General features: G+C 66.6%; 19 protein-coding genes. 9 read left to right on the forward strand and 10 right to left on the reverse strand.

Annotated elements, in window-relative coordinates; translation table 11 throughout:
* Nucleotides 1-26 precede the first annotated feature (26 nt).
* A complete protein-coding gene (locus tag B6S44_RS08895) occupies nt 27-2225 on the reverse strand; it encodes a TonB-dependent siderophore receptor (RefSeq protein WP_129156512.1) in 2199 nt (732 codons plus the stop codon).
* A gap of 244 nt (nt 2226-2469) precedes the next feature.
* On the opposite strand from B6S44_RS08895, the gene B6S44_RS08900 reads away from it, so the two are divergent.
* Nucleotides 2470-3357 (forward strand): helix-turn-helix domain-containing protein, encoded by an 888-nt coding sequence (locus tag B6S44_RS08900; protein WP_129156513.1) that lies wholly within the window; start codon nt 2470-2472, stop codon nt 3355-3357.
* Between the two features lie 86 nt (nt 3358-3443).
* On the opposite strand, the gene B6S44_RS08905 is transcribed toward B6S44_RS08900, so the two are convergent.
* Genes B6S44_RS08905 through B6S44_RS08940 form a run of 8 tightly spaced genes read right to left on the reverse strand, consistent with a single transcriptional unit; the run spans nt 3444 to nt 13632 of the window.
* Nucleotides 3444-4601 (reverse strand): DSD1 family PLP-dependent enzyme, encoded by a 1158-nt coding sequence (locus tag B6S44_RS08905; protein ID WP_129156514.1) that lies wholly within the window; start codon nt 4599-4601, stop codon nt 3444-3446.
* Entirely contained in the window at nt 4598-6340 is a 1743-nt protein-coding gene (locus B6S44_RS08910) for a hydantoinase B/oxoprolinase family protein (protein WP_206735103.1), read from the reverse strand. The genes B6S44_RS08905 and B6S44_RS08910 overlap by 4 nt, the downstream gene beginning before the upstream one ends.
* On the reverse strand, nt 6337-8412 hold the full coding sequence (locus B6S44_RS08915) for a hydantoinase/oxoprolinase family protein (RefSeq protein ID WP_129156515.1): 2076 nt from the start codon (nt 8410-8412) through the stop codon (nt 6337-6339). The genes B6S44_RS08910 and B6S44_RS08915 overlap by 4 nt, the downstream gene beginning before the upstream one ends.
* A complete protein-coding gene (locus tag B6S44_RS08920; protein WP_129156516.1) occupies nt 8399-9277 on the reverse strand; it encodes an ATP-binding cassette domain-containing protein in 879 nt (292 codons plus the stop codon). Before B6S44_RS08920 ends, B6S44_RS08915 begins: the two co-directional genes overlap by 14 nt.
* Nucleotides 9274-10239, reverse strand: a complete 966-nt coding sequence (locus B6S44_RS08925) for an ABC transporter ATP-binding protein (protein ID WP_129156517.1) — start codon at nt 10237-10239, stop codon at nt 9274-9276. Before B6S44_RS08925 ends, B6S44_RS08920 begins: the two co-directional genes overlap by 4 nt.
* Nucleotides 10236-11120: an ABC transporter permease gene (locus tag B6S44_RS08930; protein WP_129156518.1), complete on the reverse strand. Its 885-nt coding sequence runs from the start codon at nt 11118-11120 to the stop codon at nt 10236-10238. The genes B6S44_RS08925 and B6S44_RS08930 overlap by 4 nt, the downstream gene beginning before the upstream one ends.
* Entirely contained in the window at nt 11117-12061 is a 945-nt protein-coding gene (locus tag B6S44_RS08935; RefSeq protein WP_129156519.1) for an ABC transporter permease, read from the reverse strand. The genes B6S44_RS08930 and B6S44_RS08935 overlap by 4 nt, the downstream gene beginning before the upstream one ends.
* An 11-nt stretch (nt 12062-12072) precedes the next feature.
* Complete coding sequence (locus B6S44_RS08940; RefSeq protein ID WP_129156520.1) at nt 12073-13632, reverse strand: ABC transporter substrate-binding protein; 1560 nt, start codon at nt 13630-13632, stop codon at nt 12073-12075.
* 143 nt (nt 13633-13775) lie between these two features.
* Between B6S44_RS08940 and B6S44_RS08945 the strand changes: the two genes are divergently transcribed.
* The 4 genes from B6S44_RS08945 to B6S44_RS08960 all read left to right on the forward strand — a co-directional run bounded on the left by B6S44_RS08945 (nt 13776) and on the right by B6S44_RS08960 (nt 19433).
* On the forward strand, nt 13776-14681 hold the full coding sequence (locus B6S44_RS08945) for a LysR family transcriptional regulator (protein ID WP_129156521.1): 906 nt from the start codon (nt 13776-13778) through the stop codon (nt 14679-14681).
* 89 nt (nt 14682-14770) lie between these two features.
* Nucleotides 14771-17608 (forward strand): xanthine dehydrogenase family protein molybdopterin-binding subunit, encoded by a 2838-nt coding sequence (locus B6S44_RS08950; RefSeq protein WP_206735104.1) that lies wholly within the window; start codon nt 14771-14773, stop codon nt 17606-17608.
* On the forward strand, nt 17605-18150 hold the full coding sequence (locus B6S44_RS08955; protein ID WP_129156522.1) for a (2Fe-2S)-binding protein: 546 nt from the start codon (nt 17605-17607) through the stop codon (nt 18148-18150). Before B6S44_RS08950 ends, B6S44_RS08955 begins: the two co-directional genes overlap by 4 nt.
* 5 nt (nt 18151-18155) lie before the next feature.
* The gene (locus tag B6S44_RS08960) at nt 18156-19433 is read left to right on the forward strand and encodes a cytochrome c (RefSeq protein ID WP_129156523.1); all 1278 of its coding nucleotides are present in this window, start codon (nt 18156-18158) and stop codon (nt 19431-19433) included.
* 23 nt (nt 19434-19456) lie between these two features.
* Here the strand turns inward: B6S44_RS08960 and pcaQ are convergent, their stop codons facing one another.
* The gene (gene pcaQ / locus B6S44_RS08965) at nt 19457-20362 is read right to left on the reverse strand and encodes a pca operon transcription factor PcaQ (RefSeq protein ID WP_248309503.1); all 906 of its coding nucleotides are present in this window, start codon (nt 20360-20362) and stop codon (nt 19457-19459) included.
* 92 nt (nt 20363-20454) lie between these two features.
* Between pcaQ and pcaD the strand changes: the two genes are divergently transcribed.
* Genes pcaD through pcaG form a run of 4 tightly spaced genes read left to right on the forward strand, consistent with a single transcriptional unit; the run spans nt 20455 to nt 23013 of the window.
* Nucleotides 20455-21255 (forward strand): 3-oxoadipate enol-lactonase, encoded by an 801-nt coding sequence (gene pcaD / locus B6S44_RS08970; RefSeq protein WP_129156525.1) that lies wholly within the window; start codon nt 20455-20457, stop codon nt 21253-21255.
* Nucleotides 21252-21647 (forward strand): 4-carboxymuconolactone decarboxylase, encoded by a 396-nt coding sequence (gene pcaC, locus B6S44_RS08975; RefSeq protein ID WP_129156526.1) that lies wholly within the window; start codon nt 21252-21254, stop codon nt 21645-21647. Before pcaD ends, pcaC begins: the two co-directional genes overlap by 4 nt.
* Nucleotides 21644-22399: a protocatechuate 3,4-dioxygenase subunit beta gene (gene pcaH, locus B6S44_RS08980; protein ID WP_129156527.1), complete on the forward strand. Its 756-nt coding sequence runs from the start codon at nt 21644-21646 to the stop codon at nt 22397-22399. Before pcaC ends, pcaH begins: the two co-directional genes overlap by 4 nt.
* Entirely contained in the window at nt 22399-23013 is a 615-nt protein-coding gene (gene pcaG, locus B6S44_RS08985) for a protocatechuate 3,4-dioxygenase subunit alpha (protein WP_129156528.1), read from the forward strand. The genes pcaH and pcaG overlap by 1 nt, the downstream gene beginning before the upstream one ends.
* Nucleotides 23014-23041: the final 28 nt, after the last annotated feature.

The following is a 23041-nucleotide window of genomic DNA, read 5'->3' on the forward strand; positions in this document are numbered from 1 at the left end:
CAGCCTTCGTACCGGGTGCGATGCCTCTACCAGCGATAATTGGCCGAGACGGTGACGGTGCGGGCATCGCCATAACCGCAACCGGACTGGCCGTTGCAGCTCTTCACATAGGCCTTGTCGAACAGGTTGGTGACGTTGAGCGCCATACCCCAATTGCCGATCTGGTAGCGGATCGCGGCATCGACCAAGGTCGCCGACGGCACCTTCAGCGTGTTCTCGGGATTGGCATAGGAGCTGCCGACATAGCGCACGCCGGCACCGAGCCCGACGCCTTTCAAGAAGCCTTCGGGCACGGTGTAGTCGAGCCAAGCCGAGGCGGTGACCTCGGGCACGACGACCGGCGTCCTGCCGACCAGCAGCGGGCGCGTGTCCTTGGTCGTCTTCAGGTCGAAGGCGGTGAAGGAGGCGAGCACCTTCAGGTCCTTGGTGATATTGGCCTTGGCCTCGAACTCGACGCCGCGCGAGGTGACCTCGCCGAGCTGCTGCTGGGCGAACGGGTTGAGCGTGGTCGGCGCCGGATTCAGCACGTTCTGCTTGGTGATCTGGAAGACCGAGGCGGTGAACAGCGCGTCCATGAAGGTCGGCTTGTACTTCACGCCGGCCTCGAACTGCCGGCCTTCTTCCGGACGGAAGGGCTGGCCGGGACCGCCGAGCAGATTGGGCACGGCGTCGAAGACCGGGGTAAAGAAGGTCGCGGCGCTGACATAGGGGGTGAGCCCGTTGGCGAACTCGTAGCCGAGGCCGGCGCGGCCGCTCCAGGAGGCCTCCTTCTTCTCGTAGGTCGGCGAGAACAGCAGGCCGGCGGGGCTGACCGACTTCTTGTCGACATAGTCGTAGCGGCCGTTCAGCGTCAGCAGGAAGCCGCCGCCGAAGCGGATCTGGTCCTGGGCGTAGAAGCCGATCTGATGGTGCTTCAGGTTCTGGTTGAGGTAGACGCCGGTGGGGCCCTGTTGTGCCCCATAGGCGGGATTGGTGACGCTGATCGTGTTCGCGCCGCCCGAAGCCTGGGTGTGGTCGATGTTGAAGTACTTATAGTCGATGCCGAAGAGCAGCGAGTGCTCGAGCGGCCCGGTGACGACCTTGCCGTCGATGCGGTTGTCGACGGTGAAGGTGTTGACCCGCGTCCGCTCCTGGAAACCGATGCGGTAGAGCTGGTAGTCGGGCCCGAGCGGCTGCAGACGATCGCCGAAGGGCGCATCAGGGCCGGCATAGCCGAAGCCGTAAGGGCCGAGCTGCGAGCCCGTCATCACGCCGTAGCGCAGGTTCTGGGTGAAGTTCCAGTTATTGGCGAACTGGTGCTGGAACTCATAGCCGAGCAGCGTCTCGGTGCGCTGCTGATCGTCGATCGCTGGCTCGCCGAGGAAGGCCTTGCGCCGGATCTTGCCGAAGGGCGCGTTCACCACCGTGCCGACATAGGGCAGGAAGCCGCCGCCGACATGGATCTGGTCGAGCGCCGAATAGACGCCATAGGCGGTGATGCGGGTGGCGCCGGTCGGCTGATAGGTGATCTGCGGCATGATCGTGCCGCGGAAATCCTTGGCGACATCGGTATACTGGTCGCCGCCGGAGAGCTTGCCGGTCAGGCGCGTGCTCCAGACCCCCTGCTTGTCGCTGAGGCCGACGTCGATGCCGAGATAGGCGTTGCCGAAATTGTTGATGCCGGCCTCGACATAACCGAAATTCCTGGCCGTAGGGCGCTTGCTGACGAGATTGACGATGCCGCCGGGTGTGGAGCCGCCATAGAGCACCGAGGCCGGGCCTTTCAGCACCTCGACGCGTTCGAGCAGGAACGGGCTGATCTGGAAGCCGCCGAAGCCGTAGCCATAGAGCTGCTGCCCGTCCATGAAGACGCCGGTCTGCGTCGCCTGGAAGCCGCGGATGAAGATCCAGTCGGTGTCGGGATCGGGACCGAAGGCCTGGGCGGCGACACCGGCGGTGTAACGCAACGCCTCGTCGACCTTGAGAGCCTTCCGATCGTCGATCTCGTCGCGGCCGAGCACCGAGACCGATTGCGGGATCGCGGTGATCGGTGTGTTCGCTTTCGAGCCGGCGGTCGAGCGCGTCGCGACATAGCCGTTCACCGGCCCGGTGGCACTGCCCTCGCCCTCAACCGTGATCGTGTCGAGCTGGACTGTCTGAGCAGGTTGCCCCTGAGCCCATGCCGCCCCGGCACAAAGCAGAGCGATGGATGCAGTCGAGCCAAGAAGAATCTTAGTCTTCATCATTCGGGAGTAGCACATTCTCAATCTCAGCCCCAACAATTGCCACTACTTCAGAATTGATCAAATTTAGAACTGTTCAAAAGCGGCGCTCAGCTTTCCGTTGGGCAATATCAGTATCGCGCGATACGGGATTGATCGTTCCTGCCATGCATTGAACGTTCTTGGGCGCGCGTCTACAATTGCGCTGATCACGTTGCATTTTGAACACGCGCCGAAGCACGATCATCCGGCACTGCGGAGGCTAAAGATGGGTTTCCAGCCGCGCATGCGTTCGGTCCGCGAAGGCATCAGCGTCATCGGCTCGCTGAAATACCGGGTCTGGAATGGCGTCGTCGCCGATCTCTGGCAGGCCGAATGCCAAGCCGGCGCCAGTGGCGAATACGTCTCCGAGCATCCACGGCTGTTCGTGGTGCTCGACAAGGTCGGCGGCAATTTCGAGACACGGCTCAATCCGCATGAGCCCGGAATCTCCAGCCGGGCCCGCGCCAACGCCATCAGCTTCATGCCGGCGGGCCTGCCAGTCTGGGGACGGACGCAGCAGCGCATGCGCATCCGCCATCTCGACCTGCATTTCGACGCCGCCACCGTCAGCGAGCGGCTCGGGGAAGCCTTGTCACCCGAGCTGCTGGCGCAGCCGCGAATCGCCTTCTCGAACCCTCGCATCCTGACATTGGCGCGATTGATCGCCGGCGAGTGCACAGAACCGGATGCGCGGCACGACCTCTATGGCGACAGCCTGATCCTCGCAGTCCTGATCGATCTCTTCGGCGTGCGCGCCAACGCTCCACGACAGCGCACGCCGCTAAGCAGCTGGCAGCTCAAGGCGGTGACCGATTACATCGGCGAGCATGCGGCGGGCACGATCCGGCTGCAGGACCTCGCCGAGCTCGTCGGCATGTCGCAATCGCATTTCAGCCACGCCTTCAAGGCCTCGACCGGTCTGCCGCCGCATCAATGGCAGCTCAAGGCGCGGATCGAGCGTGGCCAGCGCCTGCTCGCGGCGGGCGACCGGCCCTTGACCGAGATCGCGGCGGATGCCGGCTTCTCCGACCAGGCGCATTTCACCCGCGTCTTCCGCCGCATGGTCGGCGAAACGCCAGCCGCCTGGCGCCGCGGCGCGGCGGAGCAGCCGTGAGCAAGCCAGGCCGCCAAGCGCGCCGCCGCCCCTCCGGACGGGCGGTTCAGGGCGACGCGGCACGCACGCCTAGCGATCGTCGCAAGCTAGTCGGCTCTCCCGCGCGCCTCGACCGGCCATTGCGCCACGAGGTCGGCGCCGCGCACGACGTGCAGGACATCGTGCAGGTTGATCGTCGGATCACAATGCGGAACCGTGCATTCGACGACCGTGCCGATCGGCAACGTGCCCTGCCCCTCTGCCGGCAGGATGCGGCCGAATTCGTCGCCGCACCATTCGATCCGCCCGACCAGTTCGCCGTTCAGGAAGACGCGCGGCGGCGGACCATCGAGCGCAAAACTCTTGCTGCCGCCATCGGTGATCGCGAAGCCCAATGAGCTATGGCCGATCACGGTGACCGCGATGCGCAGCGCCGGCTGGAATTCCGGCCCGCCGCGACCGTGCATATCGACGGTATTGTAGGCCTCGTCCATGAAGACGTAGGAGCCGGCCTGGATCTCGGTCAGCAGGCGGTCCTCGCCGTCGAGGAGATGGCTACCGGTGCCGCCGCCCGAGACGATCTCCGGCGCCAGCCCGGCCTCGCGCAGAGCTTCCAGCATGGATGCGAGCAGCCGGCCCGTCTCCTGGTTGGCAATGCGGCGCGCAGCGAAATCGTCGATGTGCTGGACGCGGCCCTGATAGGCCTGAATGCCGCGATAGCGCAGGCCGGCCAGCCCCGAAACAAGCCTCGCCAGTTCGACCGCCTCGGCCGGAGTCGCAACACCGCTGCGCTTCAGCCCGACATCGAGATCGACGAAGACGTCGAAGACGGTGCCGTGCCGCCGCGCCGCCTCGGCATAAGCGGTCGCGAGATCGGCCCGGTCGACCACGACCCCGATCCGTCCACCGGCCGCTGCAGCGCGCGCCAGGGCATCAATCTTCGCCGGACTGGCGATCGGGGCGCTGAGCAGCAGGTCGCGGACACCGCCCTCGAACAGCGCCAGCAGTTCGCCGGGCTTGGCACAGCAATTGCCGAGCGCTCCCGCCGCCATCTGCCGACGCGTTATCTCGGCGCATTTGTGCGATTTTGCATGAGGTCTGAGATTCAGCCCCGCCTTGCGGCAGGTTTCCGCCATCAGCGCAATATTGTGCTCGCACAGGTCAAGATCGAGCACGGCTGCCGGCGTCTCCAGCCGGGCGCGACTACCGGGCCCGCCGACGAGCTTCTGGTTGAGCGCGGCCGCTCCGAACAAGGCCTTGCTCATGTCCTTGCCTCCGCAAGCGCCGCGCGGTGATGGGCCGTGGCGTCGCGATCGATGCTCACGCCATCCGCAGCGAAGATCACGCCATAATCGCGGGCGGCGCCCTCTGGCGTGACCTTGCCCTCGCGCAGATCGTCCTCGATGCGGATGGGATCGCGTTGCAGCGCATCGCCATAGCCGCCGCCACCGGCACCGATCAGGCGAAAGACATCGCCGGCGCGGGCGGTGAAGCTCTCCATCGGCATGGTCGGCAGGCCCTGCTCCGTACCATCGGCGCGTATCAGGATGTGGGCCGATGGCGCGCCGGGGCTGCCGCCCTCGAAGCCGAAGGGCGGGTGGTCCCGCCGGTCGCCGCGCAGCACGAAGCGGACCGGCGCCAGGAAGCGGAATTCGCGGATGAGCGAGAGCCCGCCGCGGAACTCGCCTGGCCCGCCCGTATCGGGCACGAGCCCATAGCGCAGCACCTCAACCGGCATGTCGGCCTCGATCATCTCGACCGGCTGGTTGGAGAGATTGGCGGCGGGATTGGAGATGCCCTCGATGCCGTCCTTGCCGGCGCGGGCACCCCAGGTGCCGACCACCATCTCGTTGAGCACGAAGGGACGTCCCTCATGCGTGCCGCCGCCGGCGAGCAGATAGGGGCCACCTTCCGAGCCGCCCATGGCCCGCTCGGGCACGATCTGCGCCAGCGCCTGCATGATCGCGTCGAAGACGCGGTAGCCGACGACGCCGCGCGCGCCGCAGGCCGCCGGATAGCACGGATTGACCAGGCAGCCCTCGGGCGCACGGACCGTGATCGGCCTGAGATAGCCCTCGCAATTCGGGATGTCCTGCTGCGACAGGCAGCGTATGGCGCAGAAGGAGGCCGATTCCGGCAGCGAGATCGGGCAGTTGATCGAGGCCGCGACCTGGTCGGCGGTGCCGGTGAAATCGATGTCAATCGTGTCGTCGGCGACAGTGACGGTCGCGACGATGGCCAGCGGCTCCGGGTTCTCGCCGACGCCGTCGATATAATCGGTGGCGCGGTAGACCCCGTTGGGCAGGGCGCGGATGACGTCACGCATCATCGCCTCGGCATGGTCGTGCAGCGCGTCGATATAGACGTCGAGCTTTTCCGCACCGTAGCGGCCGATCAGCGTCTTCAGCCCCTCCTCGGCAACATTGCAGGCTGCGATCTGGGCGCGGATGTCGCCGAGCACCTCGACCGGCGAGCGGGTGTTCGCCTCGATGATGCGAAAGACCGCTTCGACCGGCTCGCCGGCGTCGTAGAGCTTGAGCAGCGGAATGCGCAGGCCTTCCTGCTGAATCTCGGTGGCGTAGATCGCGACCGAGCCGGGCACGATGCCACCGAGATCGGTGTGGTGGGCCACTGTCGCAGCAAAGCCGGCGAGCCGGCCGGCGACGAAAATCGGCTTCAGGATGTAGATATCCGGCAAATGCTGGCCACCTGAGCCATAAGGGTCGTTGGCGATCAGGACATCGCCCTGCTTCAGCCCGTCGCCATAGCGCTCCCTGACAAAGCCCATGATGCGCGGGAAGGAGCAGAGCTGGATCGGCAGGGTCAGGCCCTGCGCGATCACCCTGCCCTGCGCATCGCAGAGCGCGGTCGAGTAATCCATGATGTCGCGCACCACCGGCGAATAGGCCGAGCGCATCACGATCAGCGCCATCTCGTCGGCGGTCGCGGCGAGCGCGTTGCGGATCACCTCCAGGGTGATCGGGTCGATCTCGCGCATGCTCATGCCGCCTCCAGGGCGATGTCGATATTGCCGGCCTCGTCGAGCCTTGCGCTCTGGCCAAGGCCCACGACGCAGGTGCAGTCGTATTCCTCGATGACAAAGGGTCCGCGCCGGGCCGTGCCGTCGAGATCGGCCCGGCCGATCACGGCGATCGAGGCTGTGGACCTGCTGGCGTTGAAGGAGACCGGCCGGTCGGCGCGGCGCATCGGCGCTTCCGCAGCGAACTGGTGACGCGGAGCGACAAGCGGCAGGCGTACAGTCAGGCGGGCGTTGACGAGGTGGACCGCGTCCTTCTGCGAGCGGTGGCCATAGGTGCGCTCGTGCTCGCGGTGGAACAGCTCGCCCAGCTCGGCGATGTCGAAGCGTTTCGCCGGCACGGTCAATTCATAGGCCTGACCGACATAGAGAAGATCGGCGGAATAGCGGAATTCGGCCTGCGCGAGGTCATAGCCCTCCAGTGCGAGGATGCTGCGTGCGTCCGCGCCGAGCTCGGCGAAAAGCTGCTCCAGCCCGGCATCGTCCAGTTCTCCCGCCCGCCGCCGCGACGGCCGCACGAACTCCTGCTCGACATCGGAGCGCAGCAGGCCGAGCGCACTGAAGACGCCGGCGGCGCGCGGGACGATGACGCGGCGGATGCCGAGCGCGCTAGCGACCTCGGCCGCGACCACCGGGCCATTTCCGCCGAAGGCAACCAGGGTCGCCTGGCGCGGATCGCGGCCGCGATAGGTCGAGACCGCCTTGACCGCCCGCGTCATCGTGGTGACCGCGAGCGTCAGCACGCCGCGCGCCGTCTGCTGGAGGTCGAGGCCGAGCGGACGCGCGACCTGGTCGTTCAGCGCAGCGCGGCCTGCATCGGCCTTGAGCGGAAAGCTGCCGCCGGCGAGCGCGACGTCGTTGATGTAGCCAAGCGTCAGGAAGGCATCGGTCAGCGTCGCCTGTCGGCCACCGAGCCCATAGCAGACGGGGCCGGGCCAGGCGCCGGCGCTTTGCGGGCCGACCGAAACCTGGTTCATCCTGTCGATGGCGACGATGCTGCCACCGCCTGCCCCGATCTCGGAGACGTCGATGAAGGGCATCTTGATCGGGTAGCCGCCGCCCTTGACCAGCTTGCTCGACAGATTGATGCCGGCCCCGACCTCGTATTCGGTGGTGCGGGCCGGCTCGCCATGCTCGATCAGCGCAGCCTTCGCGGTGGTGCCGCCCATGTCGAAGGAGATGATGCTGGGCTCGTCGCTCCCCGAGACCAGCCGCGCGCAGGCGATGACGCCGGCAGCGGGGCCGGATTCGACCAGCGAGGCGGCGCGTTTGACTGCCGAGCCCAGCCGCATGATGCCGCCGCCGGAATGCATCATCTCGACCTGGCAGGTGACGCCGATCGAGGCGAGCCGCGCCGTCAGGGCACTGGCATAGTTGCGAACGACCGGGCCGATATAGGCGTTCACCACCACGGTCGAGGTGCGCTCGTATTCGCGGATCTCGGGCAGGATTTCCGAGCCCCGGCAGATATAGACGCCGTCGCCGAGCTCGGCGCGCAGGATGTCTTCAGCCGCGATCTCGTGCCGGGGATTGGCATAGGCGTGCAGGAAGCTGATCGCCACCGCCTCGACGCCCTCCTCGCGAAAGCGCCGCGCCGCTGCGACGACGTCCTCTTCCGAGAGCGGGATCCGCACCGAGCCATCCGCAGCGAGCCGCTCGCGCGCCTCAAGCCGCAAATGCCTGGCCGCGAGCGGCTTCGGCTTGTCGTATTGCAGGTCGTAGAGCACCGGGATGCGCAAGCGGCGCATCTCGAGCACGTCGCGGAAGCCCTCGGTGGTCAAAAGCCCGGTACGAGCACCCTTGTATTCGAGGATGGCATTGGTCGCGACCGTGGTCGCATGGACGATGCCGGTGATCCGGTCGGGCGTGGTCTGGTAATCCTCGATCAGCGCCTTCAGCGCCTGCGCGATGCCGCGACTGTAATCGTCCGGCGTCGAAGGCACCTTGCGGGTCTCGATCAGCCCATCGTCGCGCGCGATGACGACATCGGTGAAGGTGCCGCCGATGTCGATGCCGATCCGGTAGCTATGCTGCGCCATGGATGTCTTCCCGGGTTTTTGGAATCGCTGCGCCATCGGCGGCCCGTACCGGCAGCGGTGTGCGCCGACCGGCGAGGCCCTTCGGCACGGCGGCGATGAGAGCTTGCGTGTAGGGGTGCTGCGGCCGGCCGAGCACATCGAGGCAGGGGCCCTGCTCGACGATCACGCCCTTGCGCATCACGACGATGCGGCTGCACAGCGTGCGTACCAAAGCGAGGTCGTGGCTGATGAAGAGGAGCGTCAGGCCAAGCTCCCGGGTCAGGCGCGACAGGAGATTGATCACCTGCGCCTGCAGGGAGACATCGAGCGCCGAGACCGGCTCGTCGGCGATCAGCACCTCCGGCTTCATCGCCAGGGCGCGCGCCAGGCCGATGCGCTGGCGCTGGCCACCGGAGAGCTCATGCGGCAGGCGCGGCCCGATCTCGGGGCCGAGCCCGACCAGCGTCAGCAGTTCGGCGATCTCGTTGTCGCGCTGCAGCTTGGGCACGCCGCGCAGCGCCAGCGTCTCGCCGAGGCAACGGGCGACGCTCTTGCGCGGGTTCAGCGCGCTGCTCGAATCCTGGAAAACCATCTGGACGCGCCGGCGCCAGGGCCCGGCATGGTCTCGCATCAGCTCCGCCATCGACTGGCCGTCGAGCAAGACGTCGCCGGAGGTCGGCTTCGCCAGCCCGACCGCGAGCCCCGCCAGTGTCGATTTGCCCGAACCGCTCTCGCCGACGATGCCGACGACGTCTCCGCGCATCACGTCGAGGCTGACAGCGTCGAGCGCGACGAGCCGGCTGTCGCGCCTGAGCAGACGATCGAGCAGCCCGCCTTGCGGGAAGGATTTTGTGACGCCGCGCAGCGAGAGGATCGGGCCGGTCATCGCGGCCTCCAGCAGGCGGTGCGGTGCCCGGCTTCGGTGACCAGCGGCGGCATCTCGACGGCGCAGGGCTCGGCGGCATCGGGACAGCGCGGCGAGAACGGGCAGCCCGCCGGCAGCCGCCCAAGCCGCGGCGGCGCGCCCTCGATCGCGGTGAGTGGACCGACCGGGCCGGTGAGGCTCGGCACGCAGGCCTTCAACAGGCTGGTATAGGGGTGGCGCGGTGCAAGCTCGATCGCTTCGACCGGGCCGTCCTCGACGACCTTGCCGCCATACATGACGACGACGCGGTCGACGATCTCGGCGACGAGCTGGAGATTATGCGAGATGAAGACGACGGCGAGGCCGAGCTCGCGGCGCAGCTCGGCGATCAGGTCGACGATCTGCGCCTGCACGGTGACGTCGAGCGCGGTCGTCGGCTCGTCGGCGATCAGCAGGCGCGGCCGGCAGGCGATCGCCATGGCGATCAGCACGCGCTGGCGCATGCCGCCGGAGAATTCGTGCGGGTAGGAGGCGAGGCGCTTGCCGGCATCGCGGATGCCGACGCGCTCGAGCGACTCGGCCGCAATGCGGCGCGCCTCCCCGGACGAGACGCTGCGGTGCGCCCGCACCACGTCGGTGATCTGCCGGCCGATGGTCAACGCCGGATTGAGCGAGCTCTGCGGGTCCTGGAAGACCATGGCGATATCGCGGCCGCGCAACGCCCGCATGCGCTTCTCATCGGCGGCGAGCAGATCCTCGCCGTCGAAGATCACACGCCCGCCGATGGTGCGGGCCGGCGCACCAAGCAGGCGCATCACCGCGAGCATGCTGAGGCTCTTGCCCGAGCCGGATTCGCCGACGATGCCGACCGCCTCGCCCGGGGCCACGCTGAAATCGACGCCGCGGACGGCCTCGACCATGCCACCATCGGCCGAACGGAAGCCGACGCGCAGACCTTCGACGCTGAGCAGGGCCGGGCTCATGCGACCAGCGTCCTGGCTTCGCTGCGCGGATCGAACAGCTCGCGCACCGCGTCGCCCAGCAGGTTGAAGCCGACCACGGTCAGCGAAATGGCGAGGCCGGGGAAGACCGGCAGCCACCATTCGCCGGAGTAGATCGCGCTGCGGGCATCGGAGAGCATCGTGCCCCAGCTCGGCTGCGGCGGCTGCACGCCGAGGCCGACGAAGCTGATCGAGGCCTCGATGACGATACCGATCGCAACCAGCAGTGTGCCCTGCACGATGATCGGCGACAGGCAATTGGGCAGCACATCGCTGGTCACGATGTCCCAATGCGAGGCGCCCTGCAGGAAGCGGGCGCGGACATAGTCGGCCCCGGCGATGCGCCTGGCGACCGCATAGGTGACGCGGGCGAAGACCGGCGAGAACAGGCAACCGACGAGGACGAAGATCTTGACCTCGTTCGGCAGCAGCAGCGGCCCCACCGGCAGCGGCCCGACGCCGAGGATGCCGACGATGGCGATCGCCCAGACCAGCAACGGGATCGAGGCGACGCCATCGACGATGCGCATCACGACCTGCTCGCCGAGCCCGCCCTTATAGGCAGCGAAGATCCCGGCCGAGACGCCGATCAAAGCGCCGATCAGCACCGCGCCGATCCCGACAGAGAGCGAGGCGCGCGCGCCGAACAGGATACGGCTCAGCACATCGCGGCCGCCCTGGTCGGTACCGAGCCAGTGCCTGGCATCGGGCGCCGCGAGCCTGTCCTCGATATTGAGCGCGAGCGGATCATAGGGCGCGATCAGCGGCGCGAAGATCGCGGCGAGGACGATCAGCCCGACGATGCCGGCCCCGAGCCAGCCGCTCCTGTCGAGGCCACGCAGTGCTTTGCGCAGATTGCTCATGCCGCCGCCCTCTGGCGCGGGTCGAGCACGCGGTTGATCAGGTCGGCGCCGAGATTGGCGAAGACGAAGATCGCGGTGAACAGGAAGACGATGCCCTGGAGCAGCAGGAAGTCGCGCTGCGAGATCGCGTTCAATAGCGCGCGCGACAGGCCGGGGATGTTGAAGACCTGCTCGATGATCAGCGCCCAGCCGAACATGTAGCCGAAGGAGAGCGCCGCGAGATTGACCACCGGCGGCAGCGCGTTGACCAGCGCGTAGAACACGACCTGGCGGGAGGAGAGCCCCATGGCGCGGGCGGTGCGGACATAGTCGCCGCGCAAGCTCTCTCGCAGGCTCGCCTGCGTCATCCGAGCGAGCACGGCGATGTAGTAGACCGCGAGCGAGAGCGAGGGCATCAGGATGCTCTGCAGGTGTAGCGACAGCCCGGCCGAGAGCGGAAAATAGCCGCCGGGTGGCAGCCAGCGCAGATCGACGGCGAGGAAGCGGATCAGCACGATGCCAAGCCAGAAGGCCGGGATCGACAGGCCGAGCACCGCGGCGAAGCGGCTGACCCGGTCGAAGGCCCCGCCCGGCCGAAGTGCGGCGAAAACACCGATGCCTATGCCGCAAACGAGCGCGATGGCGAAGGCGAAGAGCACGATCGACAGCGTCACCGGCAGGGCGCTCACAATGTCGGTCGCGACGTCGCGACCGGTGACGAAGGACTTGCCGAAATCCCCGCGCATGACGTCGCCGAGCCAGGCGGCGTATTGCGACAGGAACGGCCGGTCGAGGCCGTGGGCCTGCTCGAACTGCGCGATCTGCTCTGTGGTTGCGTCGGCCCCGAGCACGATCCGGGCCGGGGAGCCCGGACCGGAGCGCGTCAGCGCAAACAGCGCGAGGCCGACGAAGAGCAGCGTGCCGATCGAGGAGATGATGCGGCCTGCGACGAGGCGGAGCATGGCAAGCTCGCTCAGACCTTGATTTCGCCGGGTGCGATGGTCAGGCCCTGGTTGACCTTCACATCCTGCAGCGCCTGCCGCCAGAGATTGGAGGCATGGACATAGCCGAGCACGCCGATCGGTGCGTCGCGGGCAGCGAGCGCCTGCAGCTTGCCGTAGAGTTCCTTGAGCTTGCCCTCCTCGGTCTCGGCGAAGGCGGCCGCGAGCGTCTGGTTGAACTCGGGATTGTTGTAGCCTGTGCTCTTGGACAGCACCTGCTCCGGCGTCAGGCAGACCTGCATGATGTAGCTCGGCTCGCCCGGCGACATGAAGACCTGTAGCGCCGCCTGGTGCTCACCGCGGATCGCCTGCTGGATCAGCACCGAGAACTCATAGACCTTGAGATTGACCTTGATGCCGATCTTGGCGAGTTGCGCCTGCACGAAGATCGCCGCATCCTTGGTGTCGAGCAGATAGGGCTCGGCCTGGATGCTGAGGTCGAATTCGGCGCCGGCAGCGTATTTCGACCTGGCGAGCAGGGCCTTGGCCTTGTCGAGATCAAAGCCGAGCTCCTTGTCGGCCTCGGCGTTGAACCACCAGCCGCGCGAGGGCGCCGGCACGGCCGAGGACTCGAGCAGCCCGTAATAGACCTTCTCGCCGATCGTCTTGCGGTCGATCGCGGCGGAGACCGCCTTGCGGAAGTTCACGTCGTCGAAGGGGGCCTTCAGGTTGTTGGTGTACATCAGCAGCGCACCGCCCAGCGTCGGGCGCGAGGCGCCGGTGATGCCCGGCATGGTCTTCAGCCGGTTGAACTCGCGCGGTGGCGGGGCGCTGATCAGGTCGACCTGGCCGGTCAGCAGATAGGCGACGCGGGTCGCGTCCTCCGGGATCATCCTGACGACGAGCCGGTCCCAGTGCGGCAGGCCCTTGCGCCAGTAGCTCGGGTTCTTCCTGAAGCTGATATAGTCGTTCGGCTTCCACTCCTCGAAGACGCCGAAGCCGGTGCCGACCCCGGCAGGGCGCGACTTGAAATAGTCGTCGCCATGCTCCTTGCGCGAGCCGGCGGGATAGATGCCCATGTATTTTGTCAGGAAATACAGCCAGGGGCCGTAGGGCTCGGAGAGCTCGAACTGGACCTGAAGCGGGCCAAGCACCGTGACCTTGGTGATGCGGGTGAAGAGTGAGCGACGCGCCGCCTTGTTGGCGGGGTCGAGCAGGTAATCGAAGGAGTATTTCACGTCCTCTGCCGTCATCTTCTTGCCGTTGTGGAAAGTGACGTCGTCGCGCAAGTCGAAGGTGTAGGTTTTCTTGTCGGCCGAGATCGTTGGCAAGGCCTTGGCGAGCTGCGGCTTCAGCACGCCGTCGACATCGTATTCGACCAGATTCTCGAACACGGTCTGGCCGAGAACCATGGCATCGTGATTGAGCTGGTTTATCGGATCGATGGTGATCGGATTGCTCGGCAGGACGATGGTCAGGGTCTTGCCAATGGTCGGCTGGGCGTGGAGCAGGCTCGCGGGCGAGAGGCCGCCAAGGGCGCCGCCTGCTGCAGCTGCGAGAAACGCACGGCGATTTGTCGGCACGGTCAGCATCGGAGTCCCCCTGTTTTATGGCAATGCCTTGGCGGCGCCACAGACCGGCGCCGCGCCGAACGAAGGAAAGCTAGATCGCTGAGGCGGCGAATAAAAATAAGAAGTGCTTGCCGCTTGATTGTCTTTCACTATCGTCTTGGGCGATGCGCTATACCTTTGGTCAGGCCGAGGCGTTCTACTGGGTGGCCCGATTGGGCGGCTTCCGCGCCGCCGCCCAGCACCTCAACCTGTCGCAGCCTACGGTCAGCCTGCGCATCAAGGAGCTCGAGCGCATCCTCGGCGGTGAATTGTTCGACCGCTCGCATTATCGCCCGCTGCCGACGACGCTGGGCAATACGATCTATGCCGATATCGAGCGCATGCTGGCCCATGCCGAGCAGGTGCAGCGCCACAGCAAGGATGGGCTGCGCGGCCGCAGCCTGCTGCGCATCGGCGCGGCCGATTCCTTCGCCGCCGCCATCCTGCCCCCTTTGCTGGCGGCGCTGGCACGGCGCCATGCCGAGCTGCAGGTCGATGTAACCGTCGACTTCAGCACGAAGCTCGAACAATTGCTGCTCGACCGCTCGATCGACATCGCCTTCCTGTCGCAGCCGCGCGCCCATCAGGGGATCACGATCGTCCCGCTCTGGCTGATCGACCTCGTCTGGGTGATCGGCGAAGGTCTTCCCTTCCCCGGCAAGGTGGCGACGCCGGAGAACCTCGTCGATCTGCCGATCTTCACCAACGGCTCGCCATCGGGCCTGTTCACCACCATCCAGATGTGGTTCGGGGCGCGCGGGCTGAAACCGCGCCGGCTCAATACCTGCAACCCGCTGACCGTGATCGCGCGCCTCGCCAGCGCCGGCACCGGCGCCGCGATGATCCCGCGCGAGATGATCCACCTGTCGGGCGAGAAGCTGGCACTGCGCGTGCTCGAGGCCGACCCGCCGATACCCGCGCATAATCTCTGCGCGATGTGGTGGAACAACGAATCCGCCGACGAATGCGGCTATCTCGCCAACCTCGCCCGCGAGATCGCGGCCCGTAGCACGCGGCCTTCCGATCCTTGAAACCAGACCAATTCGAATATCCCGTATACGCGCCTGACGTGTGCTCATAATATCGGCACGAGAGCAGAGTCGGCTCGTCAGAGAGCGGGGTGTCCGACGTGAAGACAGGTCTATCCCGCAGAAGCTTCCTCCAGGCCGGAGCGGCCGGCGTCGCCATCAAGATCTCGCTGCTGCCCTCGACTACCCAGGCGGAGCTGATCCAGACACCGCCGCGTCCCGGCGCCGATTGGCTGGCTCCCGGCGGCAAGCCGAAATACCGGCTCGACGCCATCGCCAAGGTCACCGGCGGCAAAACATTCACCCGCGACTACCGTGCCCGCGACCTCGACGGCTGGCCGAAGGAGCAGGCGCACGCCTTCATGCTCAATGCGACGCGGGTCGACCGCGTCTTCGATAGCGTCGACCTTTCCCTGCTTGGCAACGAGCTGAAGCCCGACCGGCTGGTGCTGCACGAGGACCTCGTCGCCGACGGCGTCGCGATGCCGGCGCCGTGGCCCGGCTTTTATGGCGATGTCTTCTTCGTGCCGAAGGGCCAGACCGCGCGCCTGCTTGGCCAGCCCGTCGCGATGCTGATCTATCACGACTTCGCCCGCTATGACGCCGCCAAGCGCAAGCTGCGCTTCAACGACAAGGGCGTGCGCTACGGCGCCGAGGGCCCCTCGACCACGCCCGGCCCCTATGGCGCGGCGCGCTATGTCCGGATCGACGGCGGCAATCCCGATGCCGAGGACCGTTATTCCGCGCTGAAGGACACGACGATCCGCGCCGGCTTCAAGGGTATGCAGCCGCAATGGCCCGCTGCCGGCGAGGGTGACGCGATGGCGCGCGGCATGGCGGCGGCGGCCGAGATCGAGCGCGAGATCGCCAATGCCGGCGAAGACGTGCTGGTGCTGCGGCGCTCCTATTCGACCCAGTCTGCCGATGCCTCCGCCATGGAGGCCGACAACGGCAATGTCTGGTACGAGCGCGGGACCGGCGTGCTGCATGCGCTGATCGCGACGCAGTCGCCGCACGAGGTCGCCGAGATGGCGGCGCATATGGTGTCGAAGTCGAAATTCGCGCTTGGGAGCATCGACCTCAAGATCGGCTACACCGTCGGCTACGGCACCAAGGACCACGCGATCTTTCCGTTCTTCTGCGTGCTCGCCGGTCTCTATGCCGAAGGCCGACCGGTCCGACTCGCCAATGACCGCTATGAGCAGTTCCAGACCGCCCTGAAGCGCCATGCTTTCCAGATGGAGAAGGTGATGGTGATCGACCGCAAGACCGGCAAGTTCCGGGCGATGACCGGGCGCTATCGCAATGATGGCGGCGGGCGCGAGAACTTCTCGGTCTCGGTCGGCACGGTCGGGGCGACGGCCGCGCAGTCGATCTACTATCTGCCGAAGAGCGATTTCTCGGCGGCGATCATGTCCTCGCGCGCGGTCGATGCCGGCTCGATGCGCGGCTACGGCACGCTGCAGACCATGGCGGCGACCGAGATGATGGTCGACGAGGCCGCCGAGGCGCTCGGCCTCGATCCGATGGAGTTCCGGCGACGCAATGCGCTGAAGTCGGGCATGAAGAACTCGCAGGGCGCGATCCCCTCGGGAGCGCTGCGCCATGACGAGATCCTGGCGAAGGCGGAAAAGCACCCGCTCTGGGCCGGCAGGCAAAAGCGCAAGACCGTCTTCGAGGCTGCCAATCCCGGCAAGAAATACGGTGTCGGCTACGGCCATGTGCACAAGGATTACGGCACCGGCGCCGAGGCGGCGCTGTGTGCGCTCGAATTCGATGCGAGCGGGCGCCTCAAGCTCTCGCATGTCGCGCATGAGATCGGCACGGGCGCGACGACCTCGCAGGCGGTGATGGCCGCCGCCATCCTCGGCAAGCAGCCCGACGAGACCGTGTTCGGCAAGGTGCGCTGGCCGCAAATGCCGCTGGAGACGACCGACGAGCCCTATACGCTGTCGCAGGAAGAAGAAGACCGGCGGATGGCCAATCCGCGCTGGACGCCCAGCTTCACCTCGCCGATGAGCGCCTCCAACAGCGTCTACTATCTCGGCCATGCGACGCGCGAGGCGGCCCGTGCGCTGGTCGATCTGACGATATGGCCAGCGGCGCGCTCGCTCTGGTCGCGCGGCATCGGTGGCGGCCAGATCGCGCCGGAGGCGGTGCGCCGCGAAGACCTGCGCATCGTCCGCGGCACCATCAATGCGGCCGCGATGCAGCCTTTGTCCTTCGCCGAGGTCGCGGCCGAGTCGCACCGGCTCGGACTCGTGACCGGCGTCACCGTGCACAGCTTCAACCGCTGGCAGTGGGCGCAGGCCGAGTTCGAGATCCCCGAGGCCGGGCGCCGTCGCTTCGCCATCGACGCGCTGGCGGTGAAGTATGGAGAGGGCGCGCCAAGCGAGCGCAAGGCCCTGATGACGCAAGGCGGCTGGCATTTCGTCGAGCGCGCCTCGGTCTCCTACCCGCCGGCGCAGCGCAACAATGCCGGCGTCACCTATTACGCGCCGATGGCGACGCTCGCCGAGATCGTCGTCGACACCGGCAGCGGCGAGGTCAGTCTGCTCTCGCATCACTCCATTCTCGAATGCGGCAACCAGATCGTGCCGGAGTTGGTCTCCGGCCAGATCCAGGGCGGGCTTGCCATGGGCATCGGCCACGCCCTGAAGGAGTACCTGCCGCTCTATGAGGACGGGCCGGGCGACGGCACCTGGAACTGGAACCGCTATGAGCTGCCGACCTCCAGGGATGTCGCGGTCTGGAAGCAGACGGCGGAGGTGCTGCCGCCGCTCTCGGACACCGACCCACCCAAGGGCATGGCTGAGGTGGTGATGATCGCCGTCGTGCCGGCGATCGTGAACGCCGTCGCCCACGCCATCGGCAAGCGCTTCTACACCCTGCCGCTCACGCCCGAGAGGATCCGAGAGGCGCTGGCATGACGATTGTGACCCAGAAGCTCTCCCTGACCATCAACGACAAGGCCGTCGGCCCGATCGACGTGCCCGAGACGATGATGATGCAGGATTTCCTCTACGAGTATCTCAACCTGACCGGCTCGCGCATGGGCTGCGGCCAGGGCATCTGCCATGCCTGCACGGTGGTGCTGGAGAAGGCGGACGGCTCGCTCGAGGAGATGCGCACCTGCATCACCGGCGCGCACTGGTTCGCCGGGCGCAAGGTCAGGACCGTCGAAGGTCATGCCAAGCGCGACGCCAACGGCGCGATCACCGAGCTCTCACCGGTCCAGCAGGCCTTCATCGAGCATTTCTCCTTCCAGTGCGGCTATTGCACACCCGGCTTCGTCACCGGCGCGACGGTGCTGCTCGACCAGTTGAAGCGCAACCCGGTGAAGCGCGAGGCGCTGGAGCAGGTGATCGGCGAGGCGCTCGACCGCCATATCTGCCGCTGCACCGGCTATGTCCGCTATTTCGAGGCAGTGCGCGATCTCGTCCTCAGGACGCCCGGCTTGGTGAGGACGTAGCGCATATGGTGAGGAAGCTGCTTCTGGCCGCTCTGGCGGTCGCTGTCGTCGGCGCGCTTGCGGCGGGGGCCGTCTTCATCGGCCTGTTCGAGCGCAGCGTCGTCGCCAGGGAGATCGAGCAGCCGCTCTCGGCCCAGCAAATGAAGGGGCTCGCCAAGCGCGGCGCCTATGTCGCCGTCGCCGCCGACTGCTATGCCTGCCATGTCGTCAAGGGCGGCGCGCCCTGGGCCGGCGGGCTGCCGTTCGAGACGCCGCTCGGGACGATCTTCTCGACCAATATCTCGCCGGACAAGGAGCACGGTATCGGCAATTGGACCCGCGCCGAGTTCCACCGCGCGGTGCGCGACGGCATCGGCAAGCACGGCCATCTCTATCCGGCCATGCCCTACGCCTCCTATCGCAAGCTGACGGCGGATGATGTCGACGCGGTCTACGCGTTCCTGATGAGCCGCGAACCGATGAAGGTGGCGAACAAGGCCAACCATATGCCCTTCCCGCTCAACATCCGGCAGGGGCTGACCTTCTGGAACCTGGTCAATCTCTCTTCCGACACCAAGAGCGAGGTCGCCGGGCGCTCGGCCGCCTGGAATCGCGGCCGCTACCTGACCGACGCGCTCGCCCATTGCGGCGAGTGCCATACGCCGCGCAACCTTGCGATGGGGATGAAGGAGAGCGCCTATCTCCAGGGCGCCGAACTCGAGGGCGTGATGGCACCTGATATCACCAAGGCCGGGCTGGCGCGGATGGGCTTCGATCCGCTGGTGTTCGCGGGCTTCATGAAGTCGGGCATCTCGACGCAGGGCGCGATGACCAACCAGATGTTCGAGGTCGTCCACTTCTCGACCCAGTATTTCACCGCCGACGACCTTGCGGCGATGTCGGCCTATCTCTTCGATCTCGACAAGCTGCCGGAGAGTACGACCCCGCCGGCACCGCCGAAGCCGGTCGCGGTCTCCGCCGAGGTCGCGACATCGGCCCGCGCCAGCTATCTCGCCGTCTGCGCCAGCTGCCATGGCATCGAGGGGCAAGGCATCCCGCATGTCGTGGTGCCGCTCGCGACCAATGCCTCGCTGCGGCTGGCGGATGCGCGCAACCTCAACAAGGTCATCCTCGCCGGCATCCCGGCCCAGCGCTTCCCCGGGTTGGAGCGCATGCAGCCGATGCCGGGCTTTGCCGGCCAGCTCTCCGACCAGCAGGTCGCCGACCTCTCCAACTGGTTGCGGGCGAGCTGGGGCGGGCAGCAACCAAGCGTCACGGCCGAAGAGGTGAAGCGGCTGCGCTGATCCGAGCGCGCAGCTCCGAAACTTCACGGGCCCCGACGCGAGGCGGCCCGGATCGCGAGCTCGGTGCCGGGACGCAAGGGGCCATCAGCCCGCATCGTCAGCCCGACCGGGCCGAGCGTCGGCGCCGTATCGACCCGCAGGGCGACCAGCATTCCATCGGCGAGGTCGTTGGCCACGACGCCGGCCGAGATGATCCAGACCGCGTCGTTCGTCCGCAGGAAGGCGCGCGCGAACGCATCCGACACGGTTTCGATCTGCCGGGGAACGGCATGCACGCCGTTGGCGATCAAGAGCCGGTCGACATAGGGCCGGATGATCGAGGCTGGCGGCGGCATCAGCACGAGATGGTCGGCGATCCGCTCCAGAACCGAGCCAGATGCCAACAATAATGGATGCTTGGGTCGTACGACGAAGCGGACAGCCTCGGAATAGAGGTGCTCGAAGGACAGGCCGACCATCAGCTCGGCGCCCGACAGCCGCCCGACCACGAGATCGAGTTCGCCCTGGCGCAACTGCTCAAGGATCGCAGCGTTCTCGCCGGTGACGATCCGGACCCGCCGCTCCGGCTGCTCCTGCAGGAAGAGCTCGATCGCACGCGGCATGATCAGCGACGACACCGTCGGCAAGGCACCGACGCGGATCGGCTGGAGCTCGCCGGCGCGCCCGTCCGAAACGGAATCCAGGCCCTGCCTGACCGAGACGAGCGCCGCCCCGGCATGGCGCAGGAAGACCTCGCCGTGATTGGTCAGCCGGATGCCGCGCCCGTCGCGCTCATAGACGGCGACGCCGAGGCTCTCTTCGAGCTCGCGCATCGTCTTGGTGACCGCAGGCTGGCTGACATGGAGCGCATGCGCTGCCTTCTGGACGCTCCTCTGCCGCGCGACCTCGACAAAGGCTTCGAGATGACGGAGCTTGATTGGCAGGTTCAAATCATAACCTATAGGTTATTGTTTATCGCTCAAATATCATTTTACATAACCAAACTGAAGCGTCATTTTTCGAGAAACGGGAGGATGGCAGCATCGTGTTCGCGCGTATCAACGGCGTTTGCCTGCACTATCGCCACGAGCCTGCGCCCGGTCGGCCGGTGCTGGTCTTCATCAACTCGCTCGGGACGGATTTCCGCATCTGGCAGGATGTCGCCGACACGCTCGCCGGCGAGTTCGGCTTCCTGTTCTACGACAAGCGCGGCCATGGCCTGAGCGAGCTCGGCGACGCCCCGGTCAGCATCGAGACCTATGCGGCCGACCTTGCCGGCCTGCTCGACCATCTCGGCATCGAACGCGCGACGCTCTGCGGACTCTCGATTGGCGGCCTGATCGCGCAGAGCCTCTACAGGACGAAGCCCGGCCTCGTCGAAAAGCTGATCTTCTGCGATACCGCGGCCAAGATCGGCACGGCCCAGATGTGGAATGATCGCATCGAGGCCGCGCTGTCGGCCGGCATCGCCAGCTTTGCCGACGGCGTGATGGAGAAATGGTTCACGCCGGACTTCCACCAGCACCGTGACGCTGAACTCAACGGCTACAAGGCGATGCTCTCCCGGCAACTACCCGCTGGCTATGCGGCAGCCTGTGCAGCGATCCGCGATGCGGACTATTCGGCAGCGGCGCCGGCGATCGCCGTGCCGACCCTGGTGGTCGTCGGCGACCAGGACGGCTCGACGCCGCCCGATCTCGTTCGCGGCCTGGCCGATGCCATTCCGGGGGCGCGCTTCGAGATCATTGCCGGCGCCGGCCATATCCCCTGCGTCGAGCAGCCGGAGGCGCTGTCCGCGCTCATCGCCGGTTTCATGACGAGCCATTACGGAGGGCGGAGATGACGCAGCCGGAATCACCCCGCCACAGGCAAGGCATGGCGACGCGGCGTACCGTGCTGGGCGATGCCCATGTCGACCGCGCCGAAGCCGCCAAGACCGAGTTCGACCTACCCTTCCAGGAGCTGATCACCGAGGCGGCCTGGGGTCATGTCTGGTCACGGCCCGAACTCAGCAAGCGCGAGCGCTCGCTGATCACGATCGCGCTGCTGGCGGCGCTCGGGCAGGACGACGAGGTGGCGATGCATGTGCGCGCCACCGCCAATACCGGGGCGACCCGCGAGGATATCCGCGAGGCCCTGCTGCATGTCGCGATCTATGCCGGCGTGCCGGCTGCGAACCACGCGATCAAGATCGCCAAGACGACCTTCGACGAGATGGATGCAGCCAAGTCATGAGCAACATCGTCGCTCCCAACCGGCCGCCCGAGGCGGGCGCCTTTTTCCAGCGCGACCGCGACTGGCATCCGCCGGCCTTCACGCCGGGCTACAAGACTTCGGTGCTGCGCTCGCCGCGCCGGGCGCTGCTCTCGCTCAACAGCACGATCTCGGAGATCACCGGCCCGGTCTTCGGCCACGACATGCTGGGCGAGCTCGACGACGACATGATCGTCAATTTCGCCAAGCCCGGCGAGAGCGCCATCGGCCCGCGCATCATGGTCTATGGACGGGTGCTGGACGAGCGCGGCGTCGGCGTGCCCGGCGTGCTGGTCGAGGTCTGGCAGGCCAATGCCGGCGGGCGCTACCGGCACAAGAAAGAGAGCTATCTCGCGCCGCTCGATCCGAATTTCGGCGGCTGCGGCCGCACGATCAGCGGCGATGACGGCTCGTATTGCTTCCGCACGATCCAACCCGGCCCCTATCCCTGGCCGAATGGTCCGAACGACTGGCGGCCGGCCCATATCCATTTCTCGGTGTTCGGCCATGGCTTCGGCCAGCGGCTGATCACGCAGATGTATTTCGAGGGCGATCCGATGATCTGGAAATGCCCGATCGTGAAGACGATCAACGATCCCCAGGCGATCGAGCAGCTCACCGCCGCGCTCGACATGCAGGCGACGCTACCGATGGACATGCGCGCCTACAAGTTCGACATCGTGCTGCGCGGACGCCGCTCGACGATGTTCGAGAACCGGCGGGAGGGCAATTGATGGCCCAGCAACTCGACCGCCTGAAGGAAAGCCCGTCGCAGACCGCGGGCCCTTACGTCCATATCGGCCTGACCCCGAACTTCGCCGATATCGGCGGCGTCTATCCTGATGATCTCGGCGCCGCCATGGTCAGCGACAAGACCAAGGGCGAGCGCATCACGGTGAAGATGCGCGTCATCGACGGGGCCGGCACCCCGCTCAAGGATGCGCTGATCGAGATCTGGCAAGCCGACGCAGCCGGCCTCTACAACTCGCCGGCCGAGCGGCGCGGCGCCGCCGATCCGCATTTCACCGGCTGGGGCCGACGCGCGACCGACATGGTCAGCGGCGAATGCGTCTTCGAGACGATCAAACCCGGCCGCGTACCTTTCAATGACGGGCGGTTGATGGCGCCGCATTTCACCGTTTGGATCGTCGCACGCGGCATCAATATAGGCCTGCACACCCGCATGTATTTCGGCGACGAGGACGCCGCCAATGCCGAGGACCCGGTGCTGGCCCGCATTGAGCACAAGGTGCGTGTGCCGACTTTGATCGCACAACGCAGCGGCGAGACTTATGTCTTCGACATCCAGCTCCAGGGTGACGACGAGACGGTTTTCTTCGACATCTGAGACCGGCTTTCCATGCGCCGAGGCGTAT

The sequence above is a fragment of the Allobosea sp. Tri-44 genome (genome assembly GCF_004123845.1).
Lineage (GTDB): Bacteria > Pseudomonadota > Alphaproteobacteria > Rhizobiales > Beijerinckiaceae > Allobosea.

Coding starts and splice junctions, on each gene's coding strand:
- B6S44_RS08895 (WP_129156512.1), bottom strand. CDS start 2,225: ATGATGAAGACTAAGATTCTTCTTGGCTCGACTGCATCCATCGCTCTG.
- B6S44_RS08900 (WP_129156513.1), top strand. CDS start 2,470: ATGGGTTTCCAGCCGCGCATGCGTTCGGTCCGCGAAGGCATCAGCGTC.
- B6S44_RS08905 (WP_129156514.1), bottom strand. CDS start 4,601: ATGAGCAAGGCCTTGTTCGGAGCGGCCGCGCTCAACCAGAAGCTCGTC.
- B6S44_RS08910 (WP_206735103.1), bottom strand. CDS start 6,340: ATGAGCATGCGCGAGATCGACCCGATCACCCTGGAGGTGATCCGCAAC.
- B6S44_RS08915 (WP_129156515.1), bottom strand. CDS start 8,412: ATGGCGCAGCATAGCTACCGGATCGGCATCGACATCGGCGGCACCTTC.
- B6S44_RS08920 (WP_129156516.1), bottom strand. CDS start 9,277: ATGACCGGCCCGATCCTCTCGCTGCGCGGCGTCACAAAATCCTTCCCG.
- B6S44_RS08925 (WP_129156517.1), bottom strand. CDS start 10,239: ATGAGCCCGGCCCTGCTCAGCGTCGAAGGTCTGCGCGTCGGCTTCCGT.
- B6S44_RS08930 (WP_129156518.1), bottom strand. CDS start 11,120: ATGAGCAATCTGCGCAAAGCACTGCGTGGCCTCGACAGGAGCGGCTGG.
- B6S44_RS08935 (WP_129156519.1), bottom strand. CDS start 12,061: ATGCTCCGCCTCGTCGCAGGCCGCATCATCTCCTCGATCGGCACGCTG.
- B6S44_RS08940 (WP_129156520.1), bottom strand. CDS start 13,632: ATGCTGACCGTGCCGACAAATCGCCGTGCGTTTCTCGCAGCTGCAGCA.
- B6S44_RS08945 (WP_129156521.1), top strand. CDS start 13,776: ATGCGCTATACCTTTGGTCAGGCCGAGGCGTTCTACTGGGTGGCCCGA.
- B6S44_RS08955 (WP_129156522.1), top strand. CDS start 17,605: ATGACGATTGTGACCCAGAAGCTCTCCCTGACCATCAACGACAAGGCC.
- B6S44_RS08960 (WP_129156523.1), top strand. CDS start 18,156: ATGGTGAGGAAGCTGCTTCTGGCCGCTCTGGCGGTCGCTGTCGTCGGC.
- pcaC (WP_129156526.1), top strand. CDS start 21,252: ATGACGCAGCCGGAATCACCCCGCCACAGGCAAGGCATGGCGACGCGG.
- pcaH (WP_129156527.1), top strand. CDS start 21,644: ATGAGCAACATCGTCGCTCCCAACCGGCCGCCCGAGGCGGGCGCCTTT.
- pcaG (WP_129156528.1), top strand. CDS start 22,399: ATGGCCCAGCAACTCGACCGCCTGAAGGAAAGCCCGTCGCAGACCGCG.